This window comes from Sphingomonas sp. BK069, from assembly GCF_014193405.1.
In the GTDB taxonomy this organism is placed as follows: Bacteria; Pseudomonadota; Alphaproteobacteria; order Sphingomonadales; family Sphingomonadaceae; genus Sphingomonas.
Genome location: NZ_JACHZH010000001.1, coordinates 248148 through 270880 on the forward strand (window position 1 = coordinate 248148; position 22733 = coordinate 270880).

Genomic DNA, 22733 nt, shown 5'->3' on the forward strand with positions numbered 1-22733 from the left:
GTTCACTCTCTTCCCATCGGCGCGGCGGCAGCGCTGCGCTGCCGTCGCTGGCTCAGCGCTTCAGGTTGCTCACTTCCTGGAGCATCTCGTCGACCGTGGTGATGATCTTGGACGAGGCGCTATAGGCACGCTGGAAGCGGATCATGTCGCTGAACTCCTGCGCAAGATCGGTGGTGGACCCCTCCAGACGGCCGCCCCACACTTGGTTGCCATTGGCACTGGCGACGTTGATCGACGGCGACCCCGACTCCTGCGAGGCCTGGAAGGCGGTGCCGCTGATCCGCGCCAGCCCGTCGGGATTGCGGAAGCTGGCGAGCGGCAGCTGATAGATGTCGCGGCGAGCGCCATTGGCGAAGATCGCCGTGACGACGCCGGTCTTCGACACCTCGACGCTCTGATAGTCACCGAGCAGTCCGCCGTCGGCCTGATTGGTGTAGGCGGTGAAATCCTGCGCCAGCTGCATGATGCCGTCGCGATTGCCCTTGGTGCCGAGCGACAGCTGGATCGGGTTGCTGCCCGCCTTGTTGGCCCACTTCGGCGTCACGCTGGCGGGCAATGTCGTGCTGTCGAACGCGCCGGTGCCATCGAATTTGATCTCACCCGAGGCGAGCTTGGCTACGCCGCCGTCGACGTCGCTCTTCGGATTCACATAGACCTCGACCTTCCAGGTGTTGGCGTCGGTCTTGAGGTAGCTGAAGTTGACGATATGGCCGTTGCCCTGCGCGTCATACACGGTGACCGGGCGCGTGTAGCTCGACGGGATGGTCCCGGCGGCAAGATCGCCGTCGGCATAGGTGCCGGTATAGGCCGTGGTCCGTGAATCCAGGTTCATCTGCAGGTCGAGCTTGGTGCTCGCCTCGGCTTCGCCGGAGAGCAGGTTCGGCCGCACCGTCTCGAGCGAGTCGAGGCTGCCGCCGCCCTTGAGGTTACCCTTCTTGTCAAGCTGCCAGCCCTGCAGATAGAGCCCCGCGCTATTTTGCAGATAGCCTTCGCGATCGACCGCGAACCCGCCGGCGCGCGTGTACGCGACCTGGTTGCCCGTCGCACTGGTCTTCACCACGAAGAAGCCGCTGCCGCTGATCGCGAGATCGGTGCTGCGCGCGCCCGAGTTGATGGCCCCCGCCACCGACACCATCGCGCGCGGCACCACCGAGACGCCGCCCGCGACATAGCTCGCGCCGCGCCCGACCGTGGCGACCATGCTGTTGAAATCGGCGCGGGTGCCCTTGTAGCCGACCGTGTTCACGTTGCCGATGTTGTCGGCCACAGTCGCCATCGCGGCGCCCTGCGCGCCGAGCGCCGAGACTCCTGCACTCATCGCAGAATAAAGGCTCATGTTCGTTCCCCAGAGGTGTTCGCGCAGCCCGCGACGCGGACTCCAGTCAATTTATAGATGCGGCCTCGCGTCCCCCAAACGTCGGCAAATTTTGCCTAGCTGCCGCATGGCGCCGTGACGTTCCTATAATGTTGCTCGACGAGAGGCGGAGGGAACGTGCTGCACATCAATTTGCGCGACGGCGAGCAGGTCGTGATCAACGGGGCGGTGCTGCGCGCGAGCGGCCGCGTCGCCCTATGTGTCGAGAATGAGAGCGCGGTGCTGCGCGGGCGCGACATCATGCATCCGGACGAGGCGACCACGCCGGCGCGCCGCGCCTATCTCGCCTGCATGCTGGCCTATATCGATCCGGACGCCGCCGACGCGCACGGCAACGCGGCGGTGGCGCACGCCGCCGACGCGTTCGCCGCGATCGGCAGCGAGGAGGCGCAGGCGCTCTGTGCCGAGCTGATCGATCGCGTCGCCGAACAGCGGCTCTACCAGGCGCTGGGGCTCTGTCGCGCCCTGATCCGGCTTGAGGACGACGCGATCCCGCTCGTCGCCGTCGCCCAGGACTGAGCGATGCGTCGCCTCCAGGTGATCGCGCAGGCGCTGCGCGAGGTGGCGCCCGATCGCCGCTATGGCCGTGTCACCGCCGTGCGGGGCGCGCTGGTCGAGGTGGGGGGGCTGCGCGGCGCGGCGCGGATCGGCGCGCGGCTGACGATTGACGGTGACCACGGCGCGATCGAGGCCGAGGTCACCGGGCTGGACGGCGAGATCGCGCATTGCCTCACCTTCGCCGATCCGCAGGGGATCGCGGCGGGTGCGCGTGCGGATCTCGCCGCCGCGGCCTTGACGATCAAGCCCGGCAGAGCCTGGCTGGGGCGGACGCTCGACGGACTCGGTCGCCCGATCGATGGCAAGGGGCCGCTTGAGGCTGGCGCGACCGCGCGGCTGGTCCGCGCCGCGCCGCCGCCGGCGGCCGAGCGCGCGCGGGTCGGCGCCAAGCTCGACACGGGTATCGCCGCCATCGATCTGTTCGCGCCCTTGTGCGAGGGGCAGCGACTAGGACTCTTCTCCGGCTCGGGTGTGGGCAAGTCGACGCTGCTCGCGATGTTCGCGCGTTGGACCGCCTGCGACGTCGTCGTGATCGGTCTGGTCGGCGAGCGCGGGCGCGAGGTGAAGGAGTTCATCGAGGACGACCTTGGCGACGCGCTGGCGCACAGCGTGATCGTCGCGGCAACGTCCGACGCGCCGGCGCTGATGCGTCGTCAGGCAGCCTGGACCACGCTCGCCGTGGCGGAGCATTTCCGCGACCAGGGGCTGCGCGTACTCTGCCTCCTCGACTCGGTGACCCGCTTCGCCATGGCGCAGCGCGAGATCGGACTGGCGAGCGGCGAACCGCCCGCGACCAAAGGCTACACGCCGACCGTCTTCGCGGAGCTGCCGCGGCTGCTCGAGCGCGCCGGGCCGGGCCTGGCGGGGGCGGGGACGATCACCGCGGTGTTCACCGTTCTGGTCGACGGCGACGATCACGACGAGCCGGTCGCCGACGCGGTACGCGGCATCCTCGACGGACATGTGGTGATCAGCCGCCGCATCGCCGAGCGCGGGCGCTATCCCGCTATCGACGTGCTGCGATCGCTGTCGCGCACCTTGCCCGAGGCGCACACGCCCGAGCAGGAAACGCTGCGGCTCGCCGCGCGGCGCGAGCTCGCCGCTTACGCCGAGATGGAGGAGCTGATCCGGCTGGGCGCGTACAAATCGGGCGCGAACCCGGTGGTCGATCGTGCGATCCGACTGGCGCCCGCGATCGAGCAGCTGATCACGCAACACAAGCGCCACGCCGCGCGACCCGACGCACTTTTCGCCGCGCTGCGCGGGCTGTTCGCCGCCGAGGACGGTACGAGGGAGGTACATGACCACACCTTATGATGCAGCGATGCGCCAGAATGCGCGCGCGCTCAACTCGCTACGGCTCGAGATCGCGCAAGCGGCGAGCGAGGACGAAGCTTTGGTGCGCCGCTCGCGCGCGCTCGGTGAAGACGCGCAGCGCGCGCGCGCGGATCAGATCCGCGACCCGCTGCTCGACACGTCGCGCTATCTCGCGCAAGCCGCGATGCGTCGACGCTCGATCGAGCGACGGCGTATCGAGGTCGCGGCTGAGATGGAGCAGTTGCAGGACAGCGCCGGAAGCGTCGCCGCCGAACTGCAGGCGATCGGTCAGCTCGCCGCGACGCATCGGCTGAAGGAGGCGCGGCGGCGGAGCACGGCCGAGCAGCGCGGGATCGACGATCGCTTCGCAGCGCTGCGGACGCTGCGATGAGCCACGCTCCCGCGCCGCCGGGCGCGATCCCGGCACTCGCGCGAACCGCGCCCGCGGCACCGCAGCGCTTGTCCCCAGCGGCACGCGCGCGGCTGATCTACGGCGAGGCGCACGCCGGGGCGGCGACGCGGCTGTGGGAAGCGATGCTGGGGGATCGAGTCGATGTCGCTCCGGTCCAGCGTCGCGCGAGCGTCGCCGAGGGTAATGCCACCGCATCGATCGCGTTCGATGGCGCGATGGCGACCATCTTCCGCGCAGACCCTACGCCTGGCGGCACGACCGTCTCGCTGGACGCGGCCGCGGCCCATCCCGACGCCTCCGGGCGCCGCGCGCCCTCGCGCTCGATCCAGAACGCCGCGGTGCCCCCGACCGCCGCCCCGTTAGGACCCAATCAGGCCTATGCGCCCTGGCTCCGCGCCGCTGCGGATCGGACCGGCGTGCCCGGGCCGGCGATCGCCGCGATCGTCGGCGCCGAGGCGGCGAAAGCGCATGACGGGCGTTGGCTGCCGCTCTCGCGCAATCCGCGGTCGAGCGCCGCGGGGCTGGGGCAATTTCTCGCTCGCACGTGGATCGGCGAGGCAGAGCGCGCCGGGACCTGGCTACATCAGCTCGCGTCGGCAAACGGGTGGCTTAATCCGCAGGGACGGGTGCGGCGCGAGGCGCAGTCGGCCCTGCTGGCGCTGCGATACGACGCGCGCGCGGCGATCGAGACCGTGGCCGATCATGCGCGCCATAATCTCGAGCAGCTACGCACCGCCGGTGCGAGCGCGAGCGAGAGCCTCGAGGCGCTAACGCGCACCGCTTACGTCGCTCATCATCTCGGGATCGGCGACGCGATCCGTTTTCTTCGCGGCGCGCTCGATCCCGCGCGCGCCGCCCGGCTGCTGGTGGCCCAGATTGGCGTTAACGCGGCGGCTGATCGCATCGGGCGCAGCGTTGATGCCGCGGTCGCGCATCGATCATGGCTGACGGGCTTCATCGCGCGCGCTGTCAAGCCCCGGCAAATTTCTTAGAGAACCAATGGTTAGCATCTGAAATCGCCAAAAAGGAGAATAAAGTAAGCATCTACTCGAAGTAACACCCCGTTAACATCTCGGCGGCAACTCTTTCCGAGTAGAACGCGATGCTGCGTACGACGTAGCGGTTCGCCGGGGACGGGGTAATCAATGTCAAAGACAACCGAAGCTATCGAGAAAGCAGTACAAGCTGTTCTTGTGCAGAGGCCGGCAGAGGGTGAGGAACCGACCGCGCGTCAGCGCCGCGAACTGGATCGCGGATACGCTCGGATCCTCACGCTGATCGCACCGCGGATCCGCCACTTCATCCGCCAGTATGGACTCACCGCTCACTGGGAAGATGCGGAGCAAGTGTGCGCCATCGCGGTGCATCGAGCGCTACAGACCTATGATCCGGCCAAGGCGCAATTCACGACCTTCATCAATTGGATGATCCGCGGCGAGTTGCAGGGGCTGCGCTTCCGTCTGATGACCGACCAGCGGCCGTCGGCGCGCAAGGTCTCGGCAACCACCGTGTCGCTCCACGCACTAGTGGGCAACGGCGAGGACGAGACTGAAATGGAGGTGGCGATCGAGGAGGAGAGCGCACTGCCGCTCACCGAGGCCTCGGCGAGCAACTATCTCGCCGGCTCGGCGATCGATGCGCTGCTCGACGGTTACGTAGCGCATCTGCGCGCGGTCGGTCTCCAGCAGCTGAGCCGACGCACCCGGGTGCGGCGCGATCGCGTCTTCGCGCCCGACGATCGACCCCGGCTCAAGATCAACGCGCTGGATCCGGCCGAGGTCAGCGATCTGGAGCAGCGGATCGCGCGCAACCGCGCGCTGGTGGAGCATCGTCTCTTCGACCTGCCCGCTGCGGGTCATCTGCTCGACGATCCGAGCATCACCAAGGAGCGCGTGCGCCAGATCACCAAGCGTGCGGTGCAGACCATGGCGGAACTGGTCGCCAAGGATCCCCGCTTCGCGGTGATGCGCGAGGTCGCTGGTGGCAAACGGCTCGATGGTAGCGCCGGCGCTCCGATCGCGCCGACCCCGGCACGTCCGCCGCGCGTCCAGCCGATTATGCCCGATCGCGGCGAGCGCCAGCCGATCCCGGCCGATCAGCATGATCCCACCCGCGTGGTTCATTGAGGCAGACCGGCGGTCGCGGCGCTTCGTCGCCGGCGCTATAGCCGTAGGCCCCGCGTCGGTGCGTGCGGGCGGCGCGATCGTTCCGCTGTCGCGGAGTAGAGCGGTGACACCTTACGACCGCGGTGTGATCCATTCGCGTCCCTTCGAGCGGCATGATGGCTCAGGGTCTCGTCCATGCAGCTCGTCGTCAACGTCATATCAGCGCGACCTTGGATGTGGTTCATGATGCCGATCAGGATCGCTGCTGAAGCGGAGGGCCTGGAAGGCACTTGCCCGATGCCAGCCTAGCCGCAGCACGGGCTCGAGCTGTCCGATCGAGCAGCGTTGCAGATCGTCGCGTTGATCGCGTCATTTAGGTAAGCTCGATCGACCTGCGCTCGGCGACGAAGCCGACCAGCGCGTCGGCGACGCCTGTCCGCCGACAACCATCTGGCGTGGCGGGAGCCTCGCCGAGGCGGCGCGTCAGCGCGCATCGTAGGGTAACGCCGCGCGCGCCGGCGCAGCGCTCCACTGGCGTGCGACCGCCGCGCATGCGGCCGCGCGGTGCTGGGCGAGGCAGTGCTGGCGCAGAGATGCAGCGAAGACCTGGTCTGCACCTTCCTATTTTCGGGATCGGGCGGACGACCTGATCAGCACGCGTCGCTACTCTCTACTGCGCCCGTCGAGCGATTTTCGGTGGTGCACGACTGTTCAGGCAGGCAGCGCGTACTGGCGCGGGCGCTTGCTTGTTAACTCGCTACGATAAGCCTCGGCCAGCAGATGCCGTAGCACTCGACCTCGTTCCGGCTTTCCTCGAACATCACGCGTGGCAAAGCGATCACGCCGAACAGGCCGCCGCACGTCAGCGGCGGCCGCGACGATCATAGCCGGGTGTCGATCGTGATCGGCACCGCGTCGCGCTCGGGTAGTTCGCCCCCTGCGGTGTAGGTCGAGGCACGGCGCGACGCGAGCCGCCGCGCTTCATCGCCGATCACGTCGAGCAGCTCCGAGGTGACCTCGAGATTCCGCGCCACGACATCGGCGTTGGTCAGCATCGCCGTGCGCAGCGTGTCGAGCGCGCGATCGAGCGTCTCATGCTCGTCGTCGGGCAAATGCTCGGTCCAGTGCGGATCGGCGCGATCGAGCCGCGCGATCTCAGCCTCTAATTGACCGACGAGCCGCGTCTTCGCCGCGACCAGCTCCGACAGGCCTTTGCCCCCGCGCATCTCACGCAAGCGCTGCGTCTCTTCCTCGGCGATCAAGGTCAGCGAGATGACCTGATCGAGCAGATCCTCGGTGATCACGGTCGCTCTCCGTCCAGTCGGCGCAGCTGCGCCTCGACATCGGCGGCCAGACCGATCCCGCCGCGGTCCGCCATGGCGCTGCCGATCTTCTCCGCCAGAACGCCGCGGAAAATCTCCTCGCCGTGGCCGCCGTCGAGATCGCCCTGCTGCACCTGTTCGAGCATGAACCTGGTCATCTCGCCGAGGAACACTGCCTCGAACTCCTGTGCCGCGCCACGGCGCTCGACCGCTGCCGCGTCGGGCAGCGGTCGAGCGGGCAGGGGAGTGATAGGGTCCATCACCGATACTCCGTCATTGTACCTCGATGTCGGCCTGCAGTGCACCCGCCTGGCGAAGCGCCTGGAGGATCGAGATCAGGTCGCGCGGGCTCACCCCGAGGCGGTTGAGACCGGCCACGAGCGCGCGCAGCGAGCTGCTGCCGTCGACGATCGCCAACCCCTTGCCGGCGCCGTCGTTGACCGTGATGCTGGTGCGCGGAACCACCGCGGTGTCGCCGTTGGAGAAGGGCCCGGGCTGCGAGACCAGCGGCGTCTCGGCGACACTGATCGTCAGGCCGCCCTGTGCGATCGCGACCGGGCTGATCCGTACATCCGCCCCCATCACCACCGTACCCGACGCCTCGTTGATCACCACGCGCGCGGGCTGGTCGATCTCCACCGGCAGGTTCTCGATCCGCGCGACGAGTGCCATCGCCGCCTCCGGCGCCGACTGCGAGGCCACCTGCACCGTCGCCGAGTCGAGCACCGCGGCGGTGCCGGGCAGCGCCGCGTTGATCGCGTTGGCGATGCGATAGGCGGTGGTGAAATCGGCGTTCTTGAGCGCCAACTTGAGCTGGCGTGCGCTGCGCAGATCGAACGGCACCTCGCGCTCGATGATCGCGCCGCCCGCGATCCGGCCCGAGGTGGCGACGCCGCGCGTCACACTCGCCGCGACGCCCTGCGCGCGAAACCCCGATACCGCGAGGGGCCCCTGCGCGACCGCGTAGATCTGCCCGTCGAGGCCGCGCAGCGAGGTCACTACCAACGTGCCGCCCTGCAGGCTCGTGGCGTCGCCGAGAGAGGAGACCTGCACGTCGATCCGGCTGCCCGCGCGCGCGAACGGCGGCATCGTCGCGGTGACTGAGACCGCGGCGACGTTCTGCGTGCGCATCTGCGTGCCGCGGATGTTGACCCCGAGCCGCTCCAGCATCGACAGCATTGACTCTTCGGTGAAGGGCGCGTTGCGCGTACGATCGCCCGTGCCCGCCAGACCGACCACCAGGCCGTAACCGACCAGCTGGTTGGGGCGGACGTCTTCGACGTCGACCACGTCCTTGATCCGCGCGACGGTGCGCGCGGCCGCCGGACAGGGGCTGAGCGCGAGCAGCAGCGTCATGGCCGCCAGGGCCGACGGCGCGCGGCGGCCGATCGATCGGCGGTCGCGCGGGCGGAGAAGCAGGGTCAGTCGCATCACACGGTTTATAGGATGCGGCCGCCGCCCGCCGGGTGCTGATAGGCGCTTTTCTCGACGCTGCGGCGGCTGCGGCTCAAGCGAACGACGTAAGCGATGATCTCGGCGACGGCGGCATAATGGTCGACGGGGATAGGCCGGTCGAGTTCGGTGCTGGCGAAGAGCGCGCGCGCCAGCGGCGGGCTCTCGACGATCGGCACGCCCGCTTCCTGCGCCGCCTCGCGGATGCGCTGCGCGAGCGAGTCGACGCCCTTGGCGACCACGAGCGGCGCGTGCTGGTCGCCGACCTCATATTTGAGCGCGATCGCATAATGCGTCGGGTTGGTGACCACCACGGTCGATTGTTTGACCGCGGCGAGCATGCGGCGGCGCGCGCGCTGCAGCGCGATCGCGCGTCGGCGCGCCTTGAGCCGAGGGTCGCCCTCGCTGTCCTTGTGCTCGTCCATCACCTCCTGCCGCGTCATGCGCAGGCCGCGCAGGAAGGCGCGGCGCTGATAGACCGCGTCGGCGAGCGCCAGCACCACCAGCGCGATGGTGGTCCAGCGCAGCAGCGCCGCCACCAGGCCGACCGCGGCGTGCATCAGCGCGTCAGGCGCGGCGCCGACCAGCTGGTCGAACGCGACCACGTGCGGCCACAGTCCGGCGAAGGCGATCACCGCGACGAAGCAGCTCTTCGCCAGCGTCTTGAGGAACTCGATGAGCCCGCGCGGGCCGAGCATGCGCTTGAGCCCGGCGCCGGGCGAGACCTTGGACCAACGCGGCGCGACGCGCGTCCAAGAGAGACTGGGACGCGCCTGGATCACCGCCGCGAGCAGCGCCGCCACCACCAGCACCGCCGCGATCGGCGCCAGCGCCCAGCCTATCTCGGCGAGGAAGCCGCGCGCGAAGGCGGGCGCGTCGCGTGGCTCCAGCGCGTAATCCTGCGCGGCGCCCCACAGGCGGACGAAGAGCCGCGCCAGGTGCATCGCCACCATGGCGCCGAGCGTGCCGGTCAGCGCGAGCGCGGCCGCGACGATCGCGGCGTGGCGCACCTCGCCCGCGACCGCGCGCTCGCCGCGACGGCGCGCCTCGTCGAGCCGGCGATCGGTCGGCTCCTCGGTCTTCTGGCTCTGCTCGGCGTCGGCCATGGCTCAGATCAGACCGCTGCCACGCAGTGCGCCACCCATCGCTGCGGTGAAGCCGGTGATCACCACACCGCTGGTCGTCGCGAACAGAGCGAGCCCGAGCAGCAGGTTGAGCGGTTGCGTGATGAAGAAGAGCTGCAGCATCGGCGCCATCCGCCCGGCGAGTCCGAGCGCGACGTTGAAGGCGATGCCGTACAGCAGCAGCGGTGCGCTGAGGCTCAGCGCGATCCGCATCGTCGCGCCCGCGCAGCTCACCGCCAGTCGCGCGAGATCGGCCGGCGGCGGCGTCCCCCCGATCGGGAAAGTCACGTAGGAGTGGAGCAGCGCGCCGATCCAGAGATGGTGCAGCTGTGCCGCGAAACAGGTGATCAGTGCCGCCAGCGCGGCGATGCGGCCGAGCAGCGGCACCTGCCCGCCCTGCGCGGGATCGACGACGAGCGTCGAGCCGAGCCCGACCTGCATGCTGGCGATGCCGCCGAATAAATTGATAGCCTGGTAGAGCAGCCGGACGATCAGCCCGAGTGCGAGCCCGGTGAGCAGCTCGGCCAGCAGCACCGCGATCAGCCCGGCGTCGCCGCGTGCCGTCGCTACCGCGCGCGCGTGCACCATGCCGGCGACCCCGATGCTGAGCCCGATGCCGAGCAGCAGCCGCACGCGGCCGGGCAGCGCGTCCTCCGAGAAGCCCGGCAGCACCATCGCCATCGCGCCGACGCGCGCGAACACGATGAGCCAGGCGGTGAACTCGAGCGGCGCGTCGAGCATCAGTGACCGGCGACGATCAGGTCGACGATCCGATCCATGAAGCGCGCCATAGACTGGCCCATCAGCGGCAGCGTCACCAGCAGCACCAGCGCGAGCACGATCATCTTCGGCACGAAGGTGAGCGTCATCTCCTGGATCTGAGTGAGCGCCTGGAGCAGGCCGATCGCCGCGCCGACGATCAGCGAGGCGATCAGCAGCGGCCCCGCGAGCGTCAGCAGCAGCATCATCGCGGCACGCGTGATCTCGATCGCCTCGGTCCCGGTCATCGCGCCGACCTCAGATCTGCATCCGCATGATTTCATTGTAGGCGTTCACCACGCGATCGCGCACCGCGACCATCGTGTTGAGCGCGGTCTCGGCCGCGCCGATCGCGGTCACCACGTCGATGATATCGCCCTGGCCGACGACGTGGCGCGCGCTGGCGGTCTCGGCGGTGCGCAGGGCGGCGCCGGTCTGCTCGATCAGCGGGGTGACATAGGCGGCGAAACCGCCGCCGCTCTCGCTCTCGGTCGGCGTCGCCACGGGCGCCGCCGCGCCGAGACCCGCGATGATCGAGCGTGCGGTGCGCCCGTAAGCGTTGAGCGCGTCGAGCGCCTGGATCGACATCGTTTATCTCCTGAGAAAAAGGTTCAGCGCAGCACGTCGAGCGTGCGCGCCGCCATGCCGCGCGCCGCCTCGATCGCGTTGAGATTGGCCTCGTAGGCGCGCTGCGCCGCCTTCATGTCGGCCGCCTCGATCAGGCCGTCGACGTTGGGGCGCAGCACGTAGCCGGCCGAGTCCGCCGCCGGGGTGCCGGGTGCGTAGACGCGCGAGAAGGGCGCCTTGTCGGCGGTGATCGAGCGGATGCGCACGCCCTGGGCGCCGGTGGCGCGATCCAGTGCGGTCTGGAAGGTGGCGACGCGGCGCTGATAGGGCTTGCCGCCGGGCGTGGTGGCGAGCGAGTCACTATTGGCGAGGTTCTCCGCGATCACGCGCATGCGCAGCGACTGCGCGTGTAGACCAGTGGCCGAGATCTCGACCGCATTCCTGAAGCTCATCGGCTGCTCCCGCTGTCCGTTGTCGCTCCTGTTATAGGCAAATTTCGCCGCAACCGCCGTCCGACGCGGAATTCTTCCTACAATTCGGCGAACACAGGAGGACATGCATGAGCGCGCTCGACGGGATCGTCGTGGAACTATCGGTCGTACTCGGATCGGTCGACCTGCCGATCCGCCAGGTATTGAAACTGAGCCGCGGCACGATGGTCACGCTCGACTGCGGCCACGCTGATCCGAGCCAGATCCAGGTCGGCGACTCCGTGATCGCCGAGGGGCGTGTCGTACTCAGCGGCGAGGCGCTCTCGTTCGAGGTGACCCGCATCGTGCGACCGGCCGCCTGAGCGATGGACCCGATCGCCTTGCTGAGGTCGCTCGGCGCGCTCGCGCTCGTCCTCGGCCTGCTCGCCGCCGGCGCCTGGGGTGTGCGGCGCTACGGGGCAGGCGCGTTGCGGCTGGCGCTGCCACGCGGTGCCGCCGGAGCGGACGAGCGACGGCTGCATGTCGTGGAGCGGCTCGCGCTCGACCAGCGCCGCGCGCTGCTGCTCGTACGGCATGACTCGCGCGAGCACCTGATCTTCTTGTCGGGTGACCAGGCGCTACGGCTCGACACCGACCCGTCAGGTGAGCGGCGCGTCGCTTCCGTCGTGCGGGTCGAGGAGGCGGCGCATGCGTGATCAATCGCTGCGGCGGCGCGCGCGCCCCGTCGTGATCGCGCTCGGCGCGGCCGCCGCGCTCGCCTGTCCCGTCGCCGCCCATGCCGAGGCGGTGCTGCCGCAGGGCGTGGCGAACTCGCTGTCGGGCCATGCCATGCAGCTCGTCCTGGCGATGACGGTGCTGAGCCTCGCGCCCGGGCTGCTGATGACGGTGACCGCCTTCACCCGCATCGTGGTGGCGCTGTCGCTGCTGCGCAGCGGCATCGGCGCGCCGGGCGTGCCGCCCAACCCGGTGATCATCAGCCTGGCGCTGTTCCTCTCCTTCTTCGTCATGGCGCCGACCTTCGACACCGCCTGGCAGAAGGGCGTGGCGCCCTACAGCGCGGGCAAGATCAGCGAGACCCAGGCGTTCGAGCAGACCAGCGCACCGTTCAAGCAGTTCATGCTGGCGCACGTGCGGCGGGAGGATCTGGCGCTGTTCGTCCAGCTGTCCGGCCATCGGCCGCCGTCGCGCGCGGCGGTGCCGCTCACGACATTGATGCCCGCCTTCATGATCTCCGAGCTGCGCCGAGCCTTCGAGATCGGTTTCCTGCTGCTGCTGCCTTTCTTCGTGATCGATCTGGCGGTGTCTGCGGTGCTGATGGCGATGGGCATGATGATGCTGCCACCGGCATCGATCTCGCTGCCGCTCAAGATCATCTTCTTCGTGCTGGTGGACGGCTGGGCGCTCGTCGCCGGTTCGCTGGTGAAGAGCTTCGGCTGAGCCGCGCCGAGCGGGGGTTGTGCGGCCGCGCTCTCGAGAAGCGTGGGCGCCGTCAGCCGGGCTGAGCGGGTCCGCCCGGCTGATCGGTGAGTCCTTCCATGATCGTGCGGTTCACGTCGATCAGTGAGTCGATGTTCTCCTCACCCCGCATCACCGCGCTGGTATGGCGATCAACCCAGAGACCGAGCGAGACGATCCGCGCGCGCAGCTCGGGCGGCAGCTGATTGGCATCGTCGGCACACATCGTCGCGAACAGCGCCCACATCTCGCGATTGCGGTGAAGCGGCGCCATCAGCGCCCCGCCGGTGAGCCGCTGCTCCGCGGCGGAGACCAGCTCGTGCGTCACCTCCGCGATCAGGCGCAGCTCGCTCATGCGCGGCGTCTCGGCATAGGCACGCGCCTTGACATAGGCTTGGACGGACACGGTGATCTCCTCATAACGGATTGACGCTTCATTATAGTCGCCGGTCGCGTGGAGGCGGCGCGAAGGGCCCGGAACGACACGGCGAGCGCATTGAAATTCTGCGCTGGAGGCCGCCGCACGGATCGATCCTCCTATAAACAGGCAGCGGCCTCAGCCGCGCTCTGGGCAGGATGGCGATGTTCAACAGTATCGGAATCGTGGTGGTGCTGGTCTGCGTCTTCGGCAGCTTCGTGCTGTCGGGCGGCAAGTTGGCGGTGGTGCTTCATGCGATGCCCTATGAGCTGCTGGCGGTGTCGGGCGCGGCGGTCGGTGCGTTCATGCTGGGAAATTCGGTGTCGATCGCGAGGCGCACGTTGAACGGTGTGGCGCGCGCCTTCCGCGGGCCGCACTGGCGCACCGCCGATTATCGCGACCTGCTGGCGCTGCTCTTCTCGCTGCTGCTGCTGTTCCGCAAGGGAGGCGCCGCGAAGATCGAGAACCATATCGACGATCCGGAGAACAGCAGCATCTTCGCGGCCTACCCCAGGCTGCTGGCGGATGCCGGGCTGATCGAGTTCATCTGCGACTATCTGCGCGCGATGACGGTCAACCTCGATGACCCCCACCAACTGGCGGAGGCGATGGAGAGCGATATCGATCGCCATCACGCCGAGGAGGCGCAGCCGGTGCACGCGCTGCAGACGATGGCGGACGGCCTTCCCGCGCTCGGCATCGTCGCGGCGGTGCTCGGCGTGATCAAGACGATGAGCTCGATCGATCAGCCGACCGACATCCTGGGTGCGATGATCGGCGGCGCGCTGGTCGGCACCTTCCTCGGCGTGCTGTTGTCCTATTGTTTCGTCGGGCCGCTGGGCGCCAAGCTCGCGCAGGTGGTGGACGAGGACTGCAAGGCCTATTCGATCGTCAAGGCGGCGATCGTCGCGCACGCGCAGGGCATGCCGACGCAGCTCTCGATCGAATTGGCCCGTCGTATGACGCCCTCGGAGGCCGCGCCCAGCTTCGCCGAGCTGGAAGCATCGCTCGACGATGCGCAGCAGCGCTTCAACCTCGCCCAGGCGGCCTGACCCGCGCGCAGCTCGGTATAATCCCAGGAGGAGCTGGAAAGCGCTTATGGTACAAGCTTCAGCGATCAAGGTGATGGTCGTCGACGACCAGACCAGCATGCGGGCGATGATCTGCCGCGCGCTGCAGGATTTCGGCTTCCGCGACGTGCGCGATTGCCCCGGCGCCGCGCAGGCGCTCGACGCGATCCGCGCCGATCGGGTGCATCTGGTCATCTCGGACTATAACATGCCCGAGATGGACGGGCTCGCCTTCCTGGAGGCGGTGCGGAACGATCCGGATATCGGCAAGACTGGCTTCATCATGCTGACGGGTTCATCGGACCGCGCGGTGGTCGAGCGCGCGGCCGCGCTGGGGGTCAACAATTACGTGGTCAAGCCCTTCACTCCGGCGACGTTGCGCGAGAAGATCGAGCATGTCTTCGGAGCGCTCGCATGAGCACGGGTGAGGACGATCGATCGGACGGTCCAGGCGCCATGTACGACGCCGCGCGCGCGGCGCTGCTCGGCACGGCCCGCGGTGAGCCGCCACGGCAGAAGACGCGGGGCAGCGCGGCGGACGCGTTGGCGCGTCTCGGCGAGCCAGCGACGCACCCCGACGAGGTGACCGGCGGCGTCACTCAGCCGCGCGACGGCGAGCAGGAGAAGCGAGCATGAGCGCGGCCGGCGAGGATGCGGCTCCGACGATCGTGATCCGACGTCGGCGCTCGCGGCGAGGCGCGTCGGCCCGACATACCGGTGCCTGGAAAGTAGCTTACGCGGACTTCGTGACCGCGATGATGGCGTTCTTCATGCTGATGTGGTTGATCGCGACGCCCGACAAGGGAAGGCTCAAAGGTCTCGCTCAATATTTCTCCACCTCGGTGACGACGATGGCACCGGCGGCGCAGACCGACCAGCCTGAGCTGGAGCCGGGCACCGGCGGTCGGCTACGACGCGCGCAGGGCGACCAGATGCAAGCCTTCGGCATCCTCAGCGCCGAGGCCGGTACCGCCGGCGCGTCGCGCGGCGGGACCGCGAACATCCCGGCGGCCAGCCGCCGCGCGCTCGCCGACGAGCTGCGTGTCGCGCTCGAACTCGCGCCCAATGCGACGCAGGGCCCGCGCTCGGTGCAGGTCGAGCGGGAGCATGACGGCGTTCGGATCACGCTGATGGACACCGCGCAGCAGAGCATCTTCGCCGGCCCTACGGCCGAGTTGAACGCTTACGGCCGCGCGCTCCTCGCGCAGGTCGCGCGCCGGCTCCAGCATGTCGAGGCGCAGCTGGCGATCGAGGGGCATACCAGCGCCGAGGGTGGTGCGCAGAGCGCGGCGAACTGGCGGCTCTCGGGCGCCCGCGCCGAGGCCGCGCGGGACACCCTGGTGGCGGACGGGCTCTCGCCCGATCGCTTCGCGCAGATCGTCGCGCGCGCTGGCACGCAGCCGGTCTATCCGGACCAGCCGAGCCGCGCCGAGAACCGCCGGATAGCGATCATCGTACTGTCCGAACCTTCCGTGCTGCCGCGCGACGGCAGCCTTCGTTTCTGAGCTTCAAGGATCATCGCGGTGCCACCCTTCGCGCGTCGTCTGCTCGTCCTGCTCTGCGGCGTCGCCGTCGGCAGCCTGAGCGCCCTCGAGGTCAGCCACCTCGTCGGGGGTGACAATATCTTCGCCGCCGCGCCGCGACGCGAGTTCGTGCCGATCGGCACGCTGACCGCCCCCCTCGTCGGGTCGGACGGTCATCTGCTCGGCTATCTCAGCTTTGACGCGCAGATCGAGGTGCCGGTGCGGCGCGAGCGCGAGATACGCTCGGGCCTGCCGGTGCTCGCCGACGCGGTCAATCGCACCAGCTTCGCCGCGCCGATCGCCGGCCCGGCCGAGGGCTATGTGCCGCAGCTGCAGGTGCTGCGTGAACTCGTCCATGCCGCAGCGCTGAAGACCTATGGAGCGGAGGTGGTCTCGCGAACCGTGATCACGCGCGCCAACCTGACCTGACCTGAGCGGTGCGTCGGGCGAACGCGCATGGGCGGGAACGGTCCGGCAGCATCGCGGACGTTCGGTGGAGGAGCGCGCGTCGCCGGATGTTCGATGTCAGGGCGGGCGGTCGCGTACCTACGCGGTTGGTAAGCCGGTCAGCGCGGTTGGAGGCTGATATGATCGTCGGCCCCACCGGGTCCTCGCCGCTGCTCCGTTCCGTGTAAGGGCTTCTGCGCGCCTCTTCGGCCGCGCGGCTATGCCTCCGATACGGACAGCGTCACGTTCCCAGCGCAAAGGCCTCCGCCGCCGCGACCTGCGCCTCGGTCGGGCGCACCCCGGTGTAGAGTATGAATTGCTCGAGCGCCTGAAGCTTGGCGATCTCGGCGCCGGTCACCACGGGCGTGCCGAGCGCGCGCGCCAGCCGCAGCAGCGGCGTCTCGACCGGCTTGGCCACGACGTCGATCACCACCTCGGCGGCCTCGACCTGCGCGTGCGTGAAGGCGAGCGTCTCGGCGTCGGCGCCGGTCATGCCAAGCGGGGTGACGTTGACCAGCACCGGTGCCATTAGCTCCTCGGCCTCGGCCTGCCAGTCGCAGCCCAGCGCCGTCGCCAAGGTGCGCCCTTTCGCCACGTTGCGCGCGACGATCACGCCCTCGACGAAGCCGGCGTCGACCAGCGCGGTGGCGGTCGCCTTGGCCATGCCGCCGCTGCCGCGCAGCAGGAACGGCGCGCGCGCGAGCGGCTCCACCAGGGTGCGTACCGCGCTGTAATCGGTGTTATAGCCGAGCAGCGTGCCGTCCTCGTTGAGGATGGTGTTGACGCTGTCGATCGCCGCGGCGGAGTCGCGCAATCCGTCGAGCAGTTGGATCACGTCCTCCTTGAAAGGCATCGACACCGCACAGCCGCGGATGCCGAGCGCGCGAATGCCGCGCACCGCGCCTGCTAGGTCCGTTGTGGTGAACGCCTTGTAGACGTAGTCGAGGCCGAGCGCCTCGTAGAGATGGTTATGGAAGCGCGAGCCGAAGGTGCCCGGGCGGGCGGCGAGCGACATGCACAGGCGGGTGGTCGGGCCGATCGGTGGCTTCATCGATGATTCTCCTCGTCTGCCGGGCGCGATAGCCGATGCTTGGCGGGTGGCCCAATCGTGGCGTGCTGCGCGGGCCACCCTCACGCGATGACGCGATGACGCGATGACGCGAGGCGGTGGGGCACGCGGAGGCGCGAAACGTGCTCCTGCGAACGCAGGAGCCCAGCGCCGCGGGGGGCGACGCGCGGGAACTTCGACTTCTGCTTCCTCAGCCGCACGGCGAAGCTCCAAGCCCTCGTCCGAGTGGCGCCACCGCATGATCGGTCACAGCAGCGGCAGCGCCGCCTGCGCGGGCGCTTCGTCGCGCTGCAACCCCGAGAGCGTCAGCCCCAGCAGCCTGATCCCGCCCTCGACCGGCAGCAGCGGCGCCAGCAGCGCGCGGCCGATCGCCACCATCTGCGCGCGATCTTCGATCGGCGTCGTCAGCGAGCGCGCGCGCGTGATCGTGGCGAAGTCGGCGCGGCGAAGCTTGAGCGTCACGGTACGGCCGCGCGCCGCGGCGCGCTCGATCCGGGCCCAGGCGGCGTCGGCGACGCGCTCGAGCGCCTCCTCGATCGCGGTCCTCTCCGCCAGGTTCGTCTCGAAGGTGCGCTCGGCACCGACCGACTTGGCCTCACGATGGGCGCGCACCGGTCGCTCGTCGATCCCGCGCGCGGCGCCGTGGAGGTAATCGGCATGGCTGCCGAAATGCGCGCGCAGAAAGGCAATGTCGCGGTCGCGCAGGTCCGCGCCGGTCTCGATCCCCAGCCGCGCCATCTTGGCCGCGGTCACCGGGCCGACGCCGTGAAAGCGCTTGACCGGCAGCGAGGCGACGAAGGCCGCGCCCCGCCCCGGGGGGATGACACAGAGGCCGTTCGGCTTGTTGTGGTCGGAGGCGAGCTTGGCGATGAACTTGTTGTAGCTCACCCCGGCGGAGGCGGTGAGCCGGGTCTCGGCGGCGATCCGCGCGCGGATCTGCTCCGCGATCGCGCTGGCCGAGCCGAGCCCGCGCACGTCCTCGGTGACGTCGAGATAGGCTTCGTCGAGCGAGAGCGGCTCGATCAGCTCGGTGTAATCGGCGAAGATCGCGTGGATCTGCTGGCTCACTGCGCGATAGACGTCGAAGCGTGGCGGTACGAACACCAGCTCGGGGCAGCGCCGCAGCGCGGTAACCGAGGGCATCGCCGAGCGCACCCCGAAGGCGCGCGCCTCGTAGCTCGCCGCCGCCACGACGCCGCGCGCACGTGCGCCGCCGACCGCGACCGGGCGCCCGCGCAGCTCGGGCGCGTCGCGCTGCTCGACCGACGCGTAGAAGGCGTCCATGTCGATATGGATGATCTTGCGGGTCGCGGGTGCGCTCACGCGCGCGATATAGGGTCGCAGGTGGCCGCGATGCGATGACTTTCGCGCGGCGATCGGCTAGAGCGCGCGGCATGACCAGCGACCTCCAACGACCCATCCTCACGCCTCCCGACGGTGCCCAGAAGGTGTTGCTCCACTCGTGCTGCGCGCCCTGCTCGGGCGAGGTGATGGAGGCGATGAACGCGAGCGGGATCGACTATACGATCTTCTTCTACAATCCCAACATCCACCCTAAGGAGGAATATTTGCTCCGCAAGGAGGAGAATATCCGCTTCGCCGAGGCGCATGACGTGCCCTTCGTCGACGCCGATTATGACACCGCCAATTGGTTCAAGCGCGCGCGCGGGATGGAGCAGGAGCCCGAGCGCGGCATCCGCTGCACGATGTGCTTCGACATGCGCTTCGAACGCACCGCGCTGTACGCGCACGAGCACGGCTTCCCGGTGATCACCTCCTCGCTCGGCATCTCGCGCTGGAAGAACATGGCGCAGATCAACGATTGCGGCGAGCGCGCGGCGGCGCATTACCCGGGCATCAGCTATTGGACGTTCAACTGGCGCAAGGGCGGCGGTGCGGCGCGAATGATCGAGATTTCCAAGCGCGAGCATTTCTACCAGCAGGAATATTGCGGCTGCGTCTACTCGCTGCGCGACACGAACGCGCACCGCGTCTCGCAGGGTCGCGAGGAGATCCGCATCGGTGAGCTCTACTACGGCGACGAGCCGAAGGGGTAAGTGGATCCTCCCCGCGAGCGGGAAGGATCATGCCGCGCCAATAGTTCGGGGTCATCATTAACGCTTCGTCCACCCCGCGCTGGCATGCCCTGCGACGGAACAACGGGGGACACGGCGGCGACATGCGCGTACTCGCGATGGCATCGCAGAAGGGCGGATCGGGCAAGACCACGCTCTCGGGGCATCTGGCGGTGCAGGCGCAGCTCGTCGGCGCCGGACCGGTCGTGCTGATCGACATCGATCCGCAGGGCTCGCTGGCGGACTGGTGGAACGAGCGGGAGAACGAGTTTCCCGCCTTCGCGCAGACCAGCGTCTCGCGCCTTGCCGCCGACCTCGACGCGCTGCGCGCACAGGGATTCAAGCTGGCGGTGATCGACACGCCGCCCGCGATCACCATGGCGATCCAGAGCGTCGTCCAGATCGCCGAGCTGATCGTGATCCCGACTCGGCCGAGCCCGCACGACCTGCGCGCGGTCGGCGCCACCGTCGATCTCTGCGAGCGCTCGGGCAAGCCGCTGCTCTTCGTCGTCAATGCCGCCACCCCTAAGGCGCGGATCACCTCCGACGCCACGATCGCGCTGTCGCAGCACGGCACGGTGGCGCCGATCACGGTGCACCAGCGCACCGACTTTGCCGCCTCGATGATCGACGGGCGTACCGTGATGGAGGTCGATCCGAAGGGGCGCTCCGCCGCCGAGATCGCCGAATTGTGGAGCTATGTCTCCGACCGGCTCGAGAAGAATTTCAGACGCACCGTCTTCGCCGCACCCAAGCCGGGCACGACGCCGGCGCGGCCGCAAGGGGCGGGCTTCGGCCGCCGCGTGGTGGCCTGATGATCGGGACCAAGCCGATGGCCGCGCTCAGCGTCGGGCTGCTCGCGCGCAAGGGCCAGGCGCGCCCGGCGATGCGTCGCGCCGACACATTCACCGCGCTGGCGCGCGCGGGCGACGACCTCGGCTGGAACGACATGGGGGAGGGGGCGCCTGCCGCACTGCCGCCGGTGCTCGCCGCGCGCGAGCGGCTGGCGGCGGAGCTCGGGACCCCACCGCACGCGCGTGCGACGGCGCCGTCGCCGGGCAAACGAGTGGCCTTCACGCTCCGGCTCGACGGCGAGCGCCACCAGTGGTTGCGCCAGGCAGCGGCGGCGCGCGGCGTCTCGGCGCAGGCGCTGCTCACCACGGCGCTCGACCGGCTCGCGGCGGACGCGGCATGAGGCGCGTCACGGTGATCGGCGTACTCAGCTCGGCGCTGCTCTGCGCCGGCTTGGCGGAGGTGGTGGTGCCCGCGGCGGCGACGAGCGACGGCCGCGCGCGCGTCGCTGACGCGGCGCGTCACGCCGAGCGCGCGCGCAAGGCGCTCGTCAAGCGCCGCTGGGACCGCGCGGTGCGCGAGGGCGAGATCGCGGTGGCCGACGCCCCCGCGGACGGCGAGCATCGTCGGCTGCTCGGCGTCGTCTATCTGCGCGCGGGCCGCTTCGCCTCGGCGGCGCGCGCGTTCGAGGACGCGCTGACGCTCCGTCACGACGATCACGCCGCCGCACTCGACCTCGCGCTCACCCAGGTCGCGCTCGGCCAGTGGGACCGCGCGCGCGCCACGCTCGCCGCGCATGCCGGCGGGATCGCGGCGCCAGATCGCGGGCTGGCGCTCGCGCTCGCGGGGGACCTGCCGGGGGCGCTCCAGGTGCTGATGCCCGCCGCGCGGCTGCCCGAGGCGGATGCCAAGACACGGCAGAACCTAGCCTTCACGCTCGCGCTGTCGGGCCAGTGGCCGCAGGCCCGCGCGCTCGCCGCTTTTGACCTGCCCGCCGACGCGGTCGACCGCCGGCTCGCCACCTGGGCGGCGCTGGCCCAGCCGCGCGCGGCGTCGGATCAGGTCGCCGCCTTGCTCAGCATCACGCCGGCGAGCGACCCTGGGCTCCCCGTGGCGCTCGCGCTCGTCGCGCCTGCCCCGGTGGCGACGCCGATCGCGGTCGCCGCCCCTCCGCCGCCCGCCTTCGTGTCGCAGATCGTCCCGCCGGCGGCGCCCCCGCTGGTGTCGCGTCCGGTACCGCCCGCCGCGCTCGTTCCGTCCGCACGGCCAGCTGTCGCGCCGCGCCCGCGGACGCTCACGCCCGGCGGCTATTATCTCCAGCTCGGCGCCTACGAGAATGCCGCGGTGGCGCGCGACGGCTGGCGCGGCGCGCTGCGGCGCTGGCCGGTGCTCGGCCGGCTGCGCCCTACCGGCATCGCCGCGGACCGGAGCAGCTCGCTGTACCGGCTGTCGGTCGGCGGCGTCGCGCGCGGCGACGCGATCCAGCTGTGCCGCGGCTATCGCGCGCGCGGCGGTCATTGCTTCGTGCGGCTCGCCGCGGGCGATCGGCCGGCACCGTGGCGAGCGGGATCGCGCCTCGCGGCTAAGTAGATGGAACACCTTCTATAATCGTTCGTTGGCGTAACGAACGGGTGAAGGGGAACGAATGCCATCTGCCGGGGAGGGGCTGCGCGAGCGGGTCGACGCGCTCGCGCCATGGTTTCACAACATCGATCTCGGCGGCGGGCTGACCACCGCGCCCGATCATTTCCTCGGCGACTATCCGCGCGAGAAGTTCGCCGCGTTCGCCAGCTGCGTGCCCGATGATCTCACCGGCAAGTCGGTGCTCGACATCGGCTGCAACGCCGGCTTCTACTCGGTCGAAATGAAGCGGCGCGGTGCGACGCGCGTCGTCGGGATCGACTGGGACGAGCGTTATCTCGCCCAGGCGCGGCTCGCCACCGAGTCGCTGGGATTCGGCGACAGCGTCGAGTTCCGTCAGTTGTCGGTCTATGACGTGGCAACGCTGGGCGAGCGCTTCGACCTGGTGATCTTCATGGGCGTGCTTTACCACCTGCGCCACCCGCTGCTCGCGCTGGACCTGATCCGCGAGCATGTCGCGCGCGATCTGATGCTGTTTCAGACGATGCAGCAGGGGTCTACCGGCCTCAGCGACGTGCCGGAAGACCATCCTTTCTTCCTGCCCGGCACTTTCACGCCGCCACTCTATTTCGACGATCCGGCCTATCCGAAGATGCACTTCATCGAGCGGAAGTTCGCGGGCGACTGGACCAACTGGTGGGCGCCCAACCGTGCCTGCTCGGAGGCGATGCTGCGCGCCTCGGGCTTCACCGTGGTGGCGCACCCGCAGGACGACGTCTATCTCTGCCGCGTCGCCGACGTGCCCTATGCGCAGCATGGGCCCGCCGCCGTCTATCCGGCCCAGCCACGTGCATAAGGCAGCCACGAGCGTGAGGGGAATG

General features: G+C 69.5%; 30 protein-coding genes. 18 read left to right on the top strand and 12 right to left on the bottom strand.

Annotation, left to right across the window (positions count from 1 at the left end; genetic code table 11):
- Nucleotides 1–52: 52 nt before the first annotated feature.
- Nucleotides 53–1336, bottom strand: a complete 1284-nt coding sequence (locus tag FHY02_RS01140; RefSeq protein ID WP_183919706.1) for a flagellar hook protein FlgE — start codon at nt 1334–1336, stop codon at nt 53–55.
- Between the two features lie 156 nt (nt 1337–1492).
- On the opposite strand from FHY02_RS01140, the gene FHY02_RS01145 reads away from it, so the two are divergent.
- The 5 genes from FHY02_RS01145 (at nt 1493) to FHY02_RS01165 (ending at nt 5788) form a co-directional block, all read left to right on the top strand.
- Entirely contained in the window at nt 1493–1894 is a 402-nt protein-coding gene (locus FHY02_RS01145; protein ID WP_183919707.1) for a flagellar biosynthesis repressor FlbT, read from the top strand.
- A gap of 3 nt (nt 1895–1897) precedes the next feature.
- Complete coding sequence (gene fliI / locus FHY02_RS01150) at nt 1898–3250, top strand: flagellar protein export ATPase FliI (RefSeq protein WP_183919709.1); 1353 nt, start codon at nt 1898–1900, stop codon at nt 3248–3250.
- A complete protein-coding gene (locus FHY02_RS01155) occupies nt 3234–3641 on the top strand; it encodes a hypothetical protein (protein ID WP_183919711.1) in 408 nt (135 codons plus the stop codon). Before fliI ends, FHY02_RS01155 begins: the two co-directional genes overlap by 17 nt.
- Nucleotides 3638–4654, top strand: coding sequence for a peptidoglycan-binding protein (locus tag FHY02_RS01160; RefSeq protein WP_260172547.1), 1017 nt, complete (start codon nt 3638–3640; stop codon nt 4652–4654). Before FHY02_RS01155 ends, FHY02_RS01160 begins: the two co-directional genes overlap by 4 nt.
- Before the next feature lie 153 nt (nt 4655–4807).
- Nucleotides 4808–5788, top strand: coding sequence for a sigma factor (locus tag FHY02_RS01165; protein WP_183919713.1), 981 nt, complete (start codon nt 4808–4810; stop codon nt 5786–5788).
- Between the two features lie 860 nt (nt 5789–6648).
- On the opposite strand, the gene FHY02_RS01170 is transcribed toward FHY02_RS01165, so the two are convergent.
- The 8 genes from FHY02_RS01170 to flgC form a co-directional block, all read right to left on the bottom strand.
- Nucleotides 6649–7071 carry a flagellar biosynthesis protein FlgN gene (locus FHY02_RS01170; RefSeq protein ID WP_183919715.1) on the bottom strand — a complete coding sequence of 141 codons (423 nt, stop codon included), beginning with the start codon at nt 7069–7071 and terminating at the stop codon, nt 6649–6651.
- Nucleotides 7068–7349: a rod-binding protein gene (locus FHY02_RS01175; RefSeq protein WP_183919717.1), complete on the bottom strand. Its 282-nt coding sequence runs from the start codon at nt 7347–7349 to the stop codon at nt 7068–7070. The genes FHY02_RS01170 and FHY02_RS01175 overlap by 4 nt, the downstream gene beginning before the upstream one ends.
- A 13-nt stretch (nt 7350–7362) precedes the next feature.
- On the bottom strand, nt 7363–8445 hold the full coding sequence (locus FHY02_RS01180) for a flagellar basal body P-ring protein FlgI (RefSeq protein ID WP_221198494.1): 1083 nt from the start codon (nt 8443–8445) through the stop codon (nt 7363–7365).
- A gap of 83 nt (nt 8446–8528) precedes the next feature.
- Entirely contained in the window at nt 8529–9647 is a 1119-nt protein-coding gene (locus FHY02_RS01185; RefSeq protein WP_183919721.1) for a flagellar biosynthesis protein FlhB, read from the bottom strand.
- Nucleotides 9648–9650: 3 nt separating this feature from the next.
- Nucleotides 9651–10406 carry a flagellar biosynthetic protein FliR gene (locus tag FHY02_RS01190; protein WP_183919723.1) on the bottom strand — a complete coding sequence of 252 codons (756 nt, stop codon included), beginning with the start codon at nt 10404–10406 and terminating at the stop codon, nt 9651–9653.
- Nucleotides 10406–10672 (bottom strand): flagellar biosynthetic protein FliQ, encoded by a 267-nt coding sequence (locus FHY02_RS01195; protein WP_183919725.1) that lies wholly within the window; start codon nt 10670–10672, stop codon nt 10406–10408. Before FHY02_RS01195 ends, FHY02_RS01190 begins: the two co-directional genes overlap by 1 nt.
- A 10-nt stretch (nt 10673–10682) precedes the next feature.
- Nucleotides 10683–11012 carry a flagellar hook-basal body complex protein FliE gene (locus tag FHY02_RS01200; RefSeq protein ID WP_183919727.1) on the bottom strand — a complete coding sequence of 110 codons (330 nt, stop codon included), beginning with the start codon at nt 11010–11012 and terminating at the stop codon, nt 10683–10685.
- A 23-nt stretch (nt 11013–11035) separates the two neighbouring features.
- On the bottom strand, nt 11036–11443 hold the full coding sequence (gene flgC / locus FHY02_RS01205; protein ID WP_183919729.1) for a flagellar basal body rod protein FlgC: 408 nt from the start codon (nt 11441–11443) through the stop codon (nt 11036–11038).
- 107 nt (nt 11444–11550) lie between these two features.
- Between flgC and FHY02_RS01210 the strand changes: the two genes are divergently transcribed.
- Genes FHY02_RS01210 through fliP form a run of 3 tightly spaced genes read left to right on the top strand, consistent with a single transcriptional unit; the run spans nt 11551 to nt 12859 of the window.
- On the top strand, nt 11551–11784 hold the full coding sequence (locus tag FHY02_RS01210; RefSeq protein ID WP_183919731.1) for a FliM/FliN family flagellar motor switch protein: 234 nt from the start codon (nt 11551–11553) through the stop codon (nt 11782–11784).
- 3 nt (nt 11785–11787) lie between these two features.
- Nucleotides 11788–12117 (top strand): hypothetical protein, encoded by a 330-nt coding sequence (locus FHY02_RS01215; protein ID WP_183919734.1) that lies wholly within the window; start codon nt 11788–11790, stop codon nt 12115–12117.
- The gene (gene fliP, locus FHY02_RS01220; RefSeq protein WP_183919736.1) at nt 12110–12859 is read left to right on the top strand and encodes a flagellar type III secretion system pore protein FliP; all 750 of its coding nucleotides are present in this window, start codon (nt 12110–12112) and stop codon (nt 12857–12859) included. The genes FHY02_RS01215 and fliP overlap by 8 nt, the downstream gene beginning before the upstream one ends.
- A gap of 52 nt (nt 12860–12911) precedes the next feature.
- Here the strand turns inward: fliP and flaF are convergent, their stop codons facing one another.
- Complete coding sequence (gene flaF, locus FHY02_RS01225) at nt 12912–13283, bottom strand: flagellar biosynthesis regulator FlaF (RefSeq protein WP_183919738.1); 372 nt, start codon at nt 13281–13283, stop codon at nt 12912–12914.
- Between the two features lie 176 nt (nt 13284–13459).
- On the opposite strand from flaF, the gene motA reads away from it, so the two are divergent.
- The 5 genes from motA to FHY02_RS01250 are packed head-to-tail and all read left to right on the top strand — an operon-like array spanning nt 13460 to nt 16317.
- Nucleotides 13460–14347 carry a flagellar motor stator protein MotA gene (motA, locus tag FHY02_RS01230; RefSeq protein WP_183919740.1) on the top strand — a complete coding sequence of 296 codons (888 nt, stop codon included), beginning with the start codon at nt 13460–13462 and terminating at the stop codon, nt 14345–14347.
- A 46-nt stretch (nt 14348–14393) separates the two neighbouring features.
- The gene (locus FHY02_RS01235) at nt 14394–14783 is read left to right on the top strand and encodes a response regulator (protein ID WP_183919742.1); all 390 of its coding nucleotides are present in this window, start codon (nt 14394–14396) and stop codon (nt 14781–14783) included.
- On the top strand, nt 14780–15001 hold the full coding sequence (locus FHY02_RS01240) for a hypothetical protein (RefSeq protein ID WP_183919744.1): 222 nt from the start codon (nt 14780–14782) through the stop codon (nt 14999–15001). The genes FHY02_RS01235 and FHY02_RS01240 overlap by 4 nt, the downstream gene beginning before the upstream one ends.
- Nucleotides 14998–15870, top strand: coding sequence for a flagellar motor protein MotB (locus FHY02_RS01245; protein WP_183919746.1), 873 nt, complete (start codon nt 14998–15000; stop codon nt 15868–15870). The genes FHY02_RS01240 and FHY02_RS01245 overlap by 4 nt, the downstream gene beginning before the upstream one ends.
- Before the next feature lie 18 nt (nt 15871–15888).
- Entirely contained in the window at nt 15889–16317 is a 429-nt protein-coding gene (locus FHY02_RS01250; RefSeq protein ID WP_183919748.1) for a hypothetical protein, read from the top strand.
- Nucleotides 16318–16576: 259 nt separating this feature from the next.
- Here the strand turns inward: FHY02_RS01250 and FHY02_RS01255 are convergent, their stop codons facing one another.
- Both FHY02_RS01255 and dinB read right to left on the bottom strand, forming a co-directional pair.
- The gene (locus FHY02_RS01255) at nt 16577–17386 is read right to left on the bottom strand and encodes a shikimate 5-dehydrogenase (RefSeq protein WP_183919750.1); all 810 of its coding nucleotides are present in this window, start codon (nt 17384–17386) and stop codon (nt 16577–16579) included.
- A gap of 264 nt (nt 17387–17650) precedes the next feature.
- Nucleotides 17651–18736: a DNA polymerase IV gene (dinB, locus tag FHY02_RS01260; RefSeq protein ID WP_409322331.1), complete on the bottom strand. Its 1086-nt coding sequence runs from the start codon at nt 18734–18736 to the stop codon at nt 17651–17653.
- 62 nt (nt 18737–18798) lie between these two features.
- Between dinB and FHY02_RS01265 the strand changes: the two genes are divergently transcribed.
- From FHY02_RS01265 to FHY02_RS01285, 5 genes are all read left to right on the top strand, one after another.
- Nucleotides 18799–19461 carry an epoxyqueuosine reductase QueH gene (locus FHY02_RS01265; RefSeq protein WP_183919752.1) on the top strand — a complete coding sequence of 221 codons (663 nt, stop codon included), beginning with the start codon at nt 18799–18801 and terminating at the stop codon, nt 19459–19461.
- Between the two features lie 122 nt (nt 19462–19583).
- Nucleotides 19584–20294 carry an AAA family ATPase gene (locus tag FHY02_RS01270; protein WP_183919754.1) on the top strand — a complete coding sequence of 237 codons (711 nt, stop codon included), beginning with the start codon at nt 19584–19586 and terminating at the stop codon, nt 20292–20294.
- Nucleotides 20294–20674 carry a hypothetical protein gene (locus FHY02_RS01275; protein ID WP_183919756.1) on the top strand — a complete coding sequence of 127 codons (381 nt, stop codon included), beginning with the start codon at nt 20294–20296 and terminating at the stop codon, nt 20672–20674. The genes FHY02_RS01270 and FHY02_RS01275 overlap by 1 nt, the downstream gene beginning before the upstream one ends.
- Complete coding sequence (locus tag FHY02_RS01280; protein ID WP_183919757.1) at nt 20671–21861, top strand: tetratricopeptide repeat protein; 1191 nt, start codon at nt 20671–20673, stop codon at nt 21859–21861. The genes FHY02_RS01275 and FHY02_RS01280 overlap by 4 nt, the downstream gene beginning before the upstream one ends.
- A 55-nt stretch (nt 21862–21916) precedes the next feature.
- Nucleotides 21917–22708 (top strand): TIGR04290 family methyltransferase, encoded by a 792-nt coding sequence (locus FHY02_RS01285; RefSeq protein ID WP_183919759.1) that lies wholly within the window; start codon nt 21917–21919, stop codon nt 22706–22708.
- Nucleotides 22709–22733: the final 25 nt, after the last annotated feature.